Origin of the sequence: Tepidibacter formicigenes DSM 15518, from assembly GCF_900142235.1 — a bacterium.
GTDB lineage: Bacteria > Bacillota > Clostridia > Peptostreptococcales > Peptostreptococcaceae > Tepidibacter > Tepidibacter formicigenes.
In genome coordinates, this window is sequence record NZ_FRAE01000011.1 from 60,301 (window position 1) to 68,167 (window position 7,867).

Below are 7,867 nucleotides of genomic sequence, written 5' to 3' on the forward strand. Positions count from 1 at the left end.
TTTTAACTTTGTTATAGTTTTTTATAATATTTTAATCAGTAAAGGAGCTAAGAATACAGTAATAAGACCTGCAATTCCTATTGATAGACTACTCATAGCCCCTTGGGTTTCTCCAAGTTCAATCGCTTTTGTAGTTCCAAGAGCATGAGATGAAGTTCCTATTGCAATTCCAACAGCAATTTTATCTTTTATTCTAAACAATTTACAAATAAAAGGACCCATAACAGCACCAAGTATTCCTGTAATTATAATAGCAACTACTGTAATAGAAGGAATACCTCCTATGTTATTAGATACTTCAATACCAATAGGTGTAGTTATTGATTTAGGAACAAGAGATAAACCTACTGAGTTAGTTAAGTTAAATAATTTTATTAAATATAAAACACTTACTACTGCTGTTATGCATCCAACACATATTCCTACAACTATAGAAATTAAATTAGATTTTAAAAGATCAAGCTGTTTGTAAAGAGGAACTGCAAGTATTACTGTAGCTGGACCTAAAAAAAATGAAATGAAATTTGCACCTTTATTATATATATCTAAATCTATATTGAATTTTAAAAGAAATGTAATAATAATTAATATACTTATTAATAATGGATTAAATATTGATACTTTTGTTTTTTTGTTTATAAAAAGACCAATTTCAAATGCTATTATTGTAATTAATATTCCAAAAATAGGGGTATTTATAAATTTTATCACTTTTCACATCTCCTTTTCAACAACTGTACAGTAAATCCAGTAGTAAAAATTACTAAAACAGTTGATATTAAAGAAATTAGAATAATTAACATCCATTTACCTTCTAGTAAATTTAATGAAGATATTAAACCTACTCCAACTGGTATAAAAAAGAAGGCTAAATGATCAATTAAAAATTTACTTATTTCATTTATCATATCCAGTTTAATAATTTTAGTACAAAGACATATAAAAAGAATAATCATACCTATTATACTTCCTGGAATAGGTAAATTAAAAAAACTAGATATAAATTCACCCAAAAAAGAAATAATTAGAATAATACCTAGTTGCCTAAATATTTTCAAAATACACACCTCTTTTCTAGTCTTTAAGTGTATTTATAGAAGTTAAAAAATTATATAGTATATTGTATACCAATTTTGTCAAAAAATCTATTATTTTATATTAAAATATGTAATATCATTTAACTTTATATATAGAATTTATGTTCCATATTTATGATATAATTTTATATAGAAGGGAGGATTTGAATGAAAGCTGCAATTTATTCTCGTAAATCTGTGTTTACTGGTAAAGGTGACTCAATTGAAAATCAGGTGCAAATGTGTAAAGAATACGCAATGAAGAATTTAGGTATAAAGGAATTCATAATATATGAAGATGAAGGATTTTCTGGTGGAAATACAAACAGACCTAAATTCCAAGAAATGATTTTAGATGTTAAGAAAAAAAAATTCGATGCCTTAATATGCTATAGACTAGATAGAATAAGTCGTAATGTTGCTGACTTTTCTTCTACCCTAGAACTTCTTCAAGATAATAATATAAGCTTTGTATCTATTAAAGAACAGTTTGATACTTCTACTCCTATGGGAAAGGCCATGGTGTATATTACAAGTGTATTTGCTCAACTTGAAAGAGAAACTATAGCAGAAAGAATAAGAGATAATATGCTTGAACTTGCAAAGAGTGGCCGCTGGCTTGGTGGACAAGCTCCTTTAGGATTTAAAAGTAAGCAAATAAGCTATATAGATTCAGAGTTTAAAGAAAGAAGTATGTCAAAACTTTCTCCAGTAGATGAAGAACTTGAAAAAGTCAAACTTATTTTTAATAAATATCTAGAAATGGGATCTATTCATTTAGTATTAAAATATTTACTATCAAATAATATTACAGGCAAAAATGGTGGAGATTTTGCCTCAATGTCTATAAATGAAATACTTAGAAACCCAGCCTATGTAAAATCTAGTAAAGAAGTATTTAACTATTTAAAAGAAAAAGGAATGCTAACATGCGGAAGCCCTAATGGAAATGGAATCTTAATATATAATAAAAGAAATTCTAAACATAAACAAAAAAGTATAAATGAATGGATAGCTGCAGTGTCTAAACATAAAGGTATAATTTCAGCTAAAGATTGGCTTGAGGTACAAAAAAAACTTGATAAAAACTCTAAAAAAATAAGTCCAAGACAAGGAACATCTAAAAAATCACTACTTAGTGGAATTCTTAAATGCGCTAAATGTGGATCACCTATGAGAGTAACTTACGGAAGACCTAAAAAAGATAAAAGTGAAAGAATTTATTATTATATGTGTACAATGAAAGCTCACAGCGGGAAAACTAGATGTGATAATAAAAATGTCAGAGGAGATAAATTAGAAAAAGCTGTAATAGATAAAATAAAAAACTTAAATACAAATGTAATAATTAAAGAATTAGAAAAATATAAAGAAGAAGTATCTGCTTCTAAAGTATCTTCATTAGCTAACTCTATAAAAAAAGATATTCAAAAAAAGCAAAATGATATGAATTCATTGTTAAATCAATTAGCAAAACTTGATGGAAATTTAGTTGCATCTGAATTTATAATTTCTAAAATAGATACTCTTGGAAAAGAAATAAAAGGACTTGAAGATAAGTTAAATAATCTAAAAGATAAAAAGGAAGAAAATAATACTAATATATTAAATGCTGATGTTGTTTTAGATACTCTAAAAGAATTTAATGAATTTTTTAGTAATATTGAAAATCTAAATGATGATGAAAATACTATGATGAGAAAAAGATTTTTGCTAGAAATTTTAATAGATAAAATTACATGGGATGGAGAAACTAAGAATGTTAATATTGATTTATGGGGATGTAAAAAAATTGCAATTTTGTAAAGCATGCATGTTTGTGTCCTGGGAAATCAATATTTTTATGTCTTGAGTATTTATCTGTTAGCTCAAATAATTCTCTTCCCCCTAATAATATATTTTCTTCAGTCGCTGTATATCTTCCATTGTTTCTCATTATCCCTCCAACATTTCCAAGTCCTAAAAGCATATCTGTTCTTTCTATAATAATTACATCAGCACCTGCTTTTTTAGCACTTATTGCAGCTGCACATCCGGCCCATCCTCCACCTATTACAATAACTTTTTTCATTTCAAAGCCTCCTTTAAGTATATTCTAGGCTCTACTTGGGTTTTGCAAGTTTTTATTTTTTCTCCTTTTATATTAACTATACAAGCCCCACAAAGTCCTTCACCGCAACAAATTAAATTATTATTAGTAATAGCTAAAGGTATTTTTTCATCAACTTCATCTACTAAATTCATTACTTTTTTATTAAAAGAATTAGATCCTGCACTAAATACTAAATCTAATTCTTTTTTCAATTCATTCTTAATTAAAAAATCTTCTTTTGAAAAATCAAAATAATTAAGTTTAATATTTTTGTTTTTAAGTATTTCTTCAACAATTAAAAGTTTTTTTCCATTTTTATCAATAAATATTTTTACATCATTATTATTTTTTAAAAGTTGATTTGTAACGTTTACTAAAGTTACTGACGATAATCCTCGAGTCATTAAGATAGCTTTTTTATCTTTTATTTTTTTTAAATATTTAAGTCCAAATATTCCGTTACCATAAGGTCCTTTTATATATACTTTTTTATTTTTTAATAAATCTTTAGTTTTAGGGCCTATTTCCTCGATAACAACACTTAAAATATTTTCATCTAAATTTATATTCATAACAGAAATAGGACTATTAAATTTTTCTTCTTTTCTCCTTTCTCCTCTTAAAAGTACATAAGACCCTGGATGTACCAATTCAAGGGCCAAATTTTTAGGTATTTCAATTTCTAATAAATATATATTTTTTTCTATTTCAGTTTTTCTTTTTATATTACATAAGATATCTTTTCTAATCTCGTTTATTTTTTCATTATTTTTCATGAAATTTTGGTATATACATACTCCTTGCCAAGTGCAATCACAAAAATCATCCCCTCCTAAATGAGAACAAACTATACAATCTTTAGTTTCAGCTAAATAGCAAGGGCAATATATACTTCCGGCGTCAACACATACATTGCTTTTCATAATTATCCCTTCCTTATTCTTTAAATAACATCATTAATATAATTTATTTATATTTAGCTATTTTGGTTACAAGTCAAACAAAAAAGCTGAAGACAAATTTTGCCTCCAGCTTTAATTTTCTTTGTTATTATTTTCACTGTTACCTTGATTATTTTGTTTATTATTATTTTGATCTTTGTTTTTACCTTTACCACCAAACATACCTTGTATGTTTTCCATAATTTTAGGAGTTTTATTTAATAAATTGTCAACCATGTTTGCATTTTGATCAACATACATAAGCTTTGTCTCATTATTCTCTACAACCATAAATGCTACAGGTTGAACTGTAATTCCAGCTCCTGCACCTCCTGCAAAAGGATATGATTCACTCATTTCATTATCTCTAGTACCTTGACCTTTATTATATTCTCCTCCACCTGAAGCAAATCCAAATGATAGTTTTGATATAGGAATCAATACTGATCCGTTAGATGTTTCAACAGGATCTCCTACAATAGTATTTACATCTATCATTTCTTTCATGTTTTCCATTGTTGTTTTCATTAAACTTTCAATTGGATGTTGTTGTTCACTCATTATATGCACCACCTTTGTTTATTTGAAAACTTTTATAATATTTAATTAAATATAAAAAGTTTATTATCCTTAGGTTAAATATAATTTTAAAATGAATTTTTAATTTATTTTCATTAAATCCTGGTATTATTTTTAGACTCATGTTTTTTGTATTTATATTATCGTATATGTATTTATATATTATGTTAACAAAATTAAATAAGAATATACTTGTAAATACATTTTCATTTGAAAAGTACATATGACTTTTCAAATCTTCTATTTTTGCTTTTTTAAGTATATATTTAAATGCTTCTTTTTGATTGTGTAAAGTTATTAATAGTTCTTCATTTTTTAATCTTTCATTAAATTTAGTTATTAAATTACCTTTTCTTGAAGTTTTTTGTTCAAACTTTAAATTTACTCCCTCCTTATTAGCAGATAAATCAAAAAATGGATATTTTTTTTCGTATTTAATAATTCCTAAAAGACCACTTACTTTAAATATCACCTCATCATTTTTCCCACTTTTATTTAAATTTATGCTTATTTTGACCTTAGAATTAATAAATATGAAAATTAAAATTAATAAACTTATTATTATAACTGCATAATTTTTCATATAAATATTATTTCCTTAAACTCAAAATAAATACTTTTTTTTTAAAACTATTGACTTTTTTTTTTTTAGTGTATATTTAATATTTGTAAACAAAAAGTTTACTATTTATAAATATTTTTCCTTTGTTTATTAGGAGTGATTATTTTGCAAATCGGAAGGAAAATTAATCGATTAAGAATATTGAATGGGTTAACGCAAGAAGAGCTAGCTCAAAGATGTGATTTAACAAAAGGTTTTATATCAAAAATAGAAAGAGATCTTACATCTCCTTCAATTGCAACATTAATGGATATACTAGAAGCCTTAGGAACAGATTTAAAAGCTTTTTTTAATGAAGATGTTGAAGAAAAAATAGTATATAAAAAAGATGATATATATGAATCTATAAACGAGGATTTAAAACATACTATACATTGGTTAATTCCAAATTCTCAAAAGAATATAATGGAGCCTATTTTAATAGATATTGAGCCTAATGGAAAAAGTACTATTCATAGACCTCATGAAGGAGAAGAATTTGGCTATGTAATAAAAGGTTCTGTAACATTATGTATTGGAAATAAAAAGCTTAAAATAAAAAAAGGAGAAAGCTTTTATTTTACACCAAATAAAGAACACTATATTACAAATAATTCTAATAAAAGTGCTACTATTTTGTGGGTTGCTACACCACCATCTTTTTAGGAGAAATAGTATATTATTCAATTATTCTACATAAATTAAGCCTGTATCTAAACGATGCAGGTTTTATATAGTAAATTTTTAAATATTTTATAGGAGGTATTAGAATATGGAGTTATGGTATACAGAAAAACATTCAGACAGTGTAAACTTTTCACTAAAGGTTAAAGAGCATTTATTTAGTGGACAAAGTGAGTTTCAAAAGCTAGATGTTCTAGATACATATGAGTATGGAAAATTAATGACTTTAGATGGACTAGTAATGGTTACTGAAAAAGATGAATTTGTTTATCATGATATGATTGTACATACTCCAATGGCAGTAAATCCCAACATAAAAAATGTACTTGTTATAGGTGGTGGAGATGGCGGTACAGTTAGAGAACTAATGAGATATGAAACTATAGAGCATGTAGATATGGTTGAAATAGATAAATTAGTTTGTGATGCTGCTAAAGAATATTTCCCTACTATAAGCTGTGAACTTGAAAATCCAAGAGTTACTCTTTTATATGAAGATGGAGTAAAATTTGTTAAAGAATCTCCTGATAATAAATATGACTTAATTATAATAGATTCTACTGATCCAATAGGCCCTGGAGAGGGATTATTTAGTACTGAATTTTATACTAACTGTCATAGAATACTAGCTGAGGATGGAATATTAGTAAATCAAAATGAATCAGTTTTTTATGAGGATACTCAAGAAGCTGCACTTAAAGCTAATTCAAAGCTTAAGAAAATATTCCCAATTGTTCATGTATATCAAGCAAATATCCCTACTTATCCATCTGGATATTGGTTATTTGGATTTGCTTCTAAAAAATATGATCCAATAAAAGATTTACAAGCTGATAAATGGAATAATTTTGGCTTAAAAACAAAATACTATAATACAGATTTACATATTGGAGCTTTTGCTTTACCAAGTTTTGTAAAGGAGTTTTTTGAAAATGGAACTATTCAATTCTTATAAATTTATTGGCTGTGAAAGTGATTTTAATGAATCTGATGTAGTAGTATTTGGTGCTCCATTTGATGGAACTTGCTCTTTTAGACCTGGCTCTAGATTTGCAGGCTATAGAATAAGAGTTGAATCTTATGGGCTTGAAACATACAGCCCTTATCTTGATAGAGATTTAGAAGATAAGAAAATACATGATAGTGGGGATTTAGAGCTTCCTTTTGGAAATAAAGAAAAGTCACTAGATTTAATATATGAATATACTAAGGATATATTAAATAATAATAAAAAGCCTTTTATGATAGGTGGAGAGCATTTAGTGTCTTTATCTCCTATAAAAGCTCTTCATGAAAAATATCCAGATTTAGTTATACTTCATTTTGATGCTCATACAGACTTAAGAGAAGATTATATGGGCGAAAAATTATCTCATGCAACTGTTATTAAAAGAGCTTGGGATTTATTAGGAGATAATAGAATATATCAATTTGGTATAAGATCTGGTTTAAGAGAAGAATTCAAATGGTCAAATGAGGGACATACTTATTTAAATAAATTTGATACTTCTACTTTAAAAGATGTTATTGAAATTATAAAAGATAAACCTATTTATATAACTATAGATCTTGATATATTAGACCCTTCTATATTCCCTGGAACAGGTACTCCTGAACCTGGTGGAATTACTTTTAAAGAAATGCTAGATTCTATAAAGCTTATGTCTAATTTAAATATAGTTGGAGCTGATGTTGTCGAACTTGCTCCAGATTATGATCCAACAGGAGTGTCTACTGCTGTTGCTTGTAAAGTTATTAGAGAGCTTATGCTTTGTCTATAAACAAAAAAGGCCTTAATCGGCCAATGTCATTAAGTTAAGACATCGCCGAAGGCGGTTATCAAAGAACAGAGTATGAAATCATACCCTGTTCTTTTTTTCTATTCAAAAAAATT

10 protein-coding genes are annotated in these 7,867 nt (G+C 26.6%); 4 read left to right on the forward strand and 6 right to left on the reverse strand.

Features of this window, described 5'->3' with window-relative positions:
• Positions 1 to 21: 21 nt before the first annotated feature.
• On the reverse strand, positions 22 to 711 hold the full coding sequence (locus tag BUA77_RS03370; protein ID WP_072887308.1) for an LrgB family protein: 690 nt from the start codon (positions 709 to 711) through the stop codon (positions 22 to 24).
• Positions 708 to 1,058, reverse strand: coding sequence for a CidA/LrgA family protein (locus BUA77_RS03375; RefSeq protein ID WP_072887310.1), 351 nt, complete (start codon positions 1,056 to 1,058; stop codon positions 708 to 710). The genes BUA77_RS03370 and BUA77_RS03375 overlap by 4 nt, the downstream gene beginning before the upstream one ends.
• A 186-nt stretch (positions 1,059 to 1,244) precedes the next feature.
• Between BUA77_RS03375 and BUA77_RS03380 the strand changes: the two genes are divergently transcribed.
• Positions 1,245 to 2,882 (forward strand): recombinase family protein, encoded by a 1,638-nt coding sequence (locus tag BUA77_RS03380; RefSeq protein ID WP_072887312.1) that lies wholly within the window; start codon positions 1,245 to 1,247, stop codon positions 2,880 to 2,882.
• Here BUA77_RS03380 and BUA77_RS03385 read toward each other — a convergent pair.
• From BUA77_RS03385 to BUA77_RS03400, 4 genes are all read right to left on the reverse strand, one after another.
• On the reverse strand, positions 2,839 to 3,147 hold the full coding sequence (locus BUA77_RS03385) for an FAD-dependent oxidoreductase (RefSeq protein ID WP_330389980.1): 309 nt from the start codon (positions 3,145 to 3,147) through the stop codon (positions 2,839 to 2,841). The two genes, BUA77_RS03380 and BUA77_RS03385, sit on opposite strands and share 44 nt — an antisense overlap.
• Positions 3,144 to 4,091 carry a sulfide/dihydroorotate dehydrogenase-like FAD/NAD-binding protein gene (locus BUA77_RS03390; protein ID WP_072887313.1) on the reverse strand — a complete coding sequence of 316 codons (948 nt, stop codon included), beginning with the start codon at positions 4,089 to 4,091 and terminating at the stop codon, positions 3,144 to 3,146. Before BUA77_RS03390 ends, BUA77_RS03385 begins: the two co-directional genes overlap by 4 nt.
• 111 nt (positions 4,092 to 4,202) lie before the next feature.
• A complete protein-coding gene (gene ytfJ / locus BUA77_RS03395; RefSeq protein ID WP_072887315.1) occupies positions 4,203 to 4,670 on the reverse strand; it encodes a GerW family sporulation protein in 468 nt (155 codons plus the stop codon).
• Positions 4,663 to 5,271: a hypothetical protein gene (locus BUA77_RS03400; protein ID WP_072887317.1), complete on the reverse strand. Its 609-nt coding sequence runs from the start codon at positions 5,269 to 5,271 to the stop codon at positions 4,663 to 4,665. Before BUA77_RS03400 ends, ytfJ begins: the two co-directional genes overlap by 8 nt.
• Positions 5,272 to 5,415: 144 nt before the next feature.
• Here BUA77_RS03400 and BUA77_RS03405 point away from each other — a divergent pair, with 144 nt between their 5' ends.
• The 3 genes from BUA77_RS03405 (at position 5,416) to speB (ending at position 7,754) form a co-directional block, all read left to right on the forward strand.
• Entirely contained in the window at positions 5,416 to 5,955 is a 540-nt protein-coding gene (locus BUA77_RS03405; protein ID WP_072887319.1) for a helix-turn-helix domain-containing protein, read from the forward strand.
• Positions 5,956 to 6,061: 106 nt separating this feature from the next.
• A complete protein-coding gene (speE, locus tag BUA77_RS03410) occupies positions 6,062 to 6,928 on the forward strand; it encodes a polyamine aminopropyltransferase (RefSeq protein ID WP_072887321.1) in 867 nt (288 codons plus the stop codon).
• A complete protein-coding gene (gene speB, locus BUA77_RS03415) occupies positions 6,906 to 7,754 on the forward strand; it encodes an agmatinase (RefSeq protein WP_072887323.1) in 849 nt (282 codons plus the stop codon). The genes speE and speB overlap by 23 nt, the downstream gene beginning before the upstream one ends.
• The last annotated feature ends 113 nt before the right edge of the window (positions 7,755 to 7,867 follow it).

Excerpts from the sequence above, each read along its gene's own strand:
- BUA77_RS03380 (WP_072887312.1), top strand. The coding sequence starts at position 1,245 with ATGAAAGCTGCAATTTATTCTCGTAAATCTGTGTTTACTGGTAAAGGT.
- BUA77_RS03385 (WP_330389980.1), bottom strand. The coding sequence starts at position 3,147 with ATGAAAAAAGTTATTGTAATAGGTGGAGGATGGGCCGGATGTGCAGCT.
- BUA77_RS03390 (WP_072887313.1), bottom strand. The coding sequence starts at position 4,091 with ATGAAAAGCAATGTATGTGTTGACGCCGGAAGTATATATTGCCCTTGC.
- ytfJ (WP_072887315.1), bottom strand. The coding sequence starts at position 4,670 with ATGAGTGAACAACAACATCCAATTGAAAGTTTAATGAAAACAACAATG.
- BUA77_RS03400 (WP_072887317.1), bottom strand. The coding sequence starts at position 5,271 with ATGAAAAATTATGCAGTTATAATAATAAGTTTATTAATTTTAATTTTC.
- speE (WP_072887321.1), top strand. The coding sequence starts at position 6,062 with ATGGAGTTATGGTATACAGAAAAACATTCAGACAGTGTAAACTTTTCA.
- speB (WP_072887323.1), top strand. The coding sequence starts at position 6,906 with ATGGAACTATTCAATTCTTATAAATTTATTGGCTGTGAAAGTGATTTT.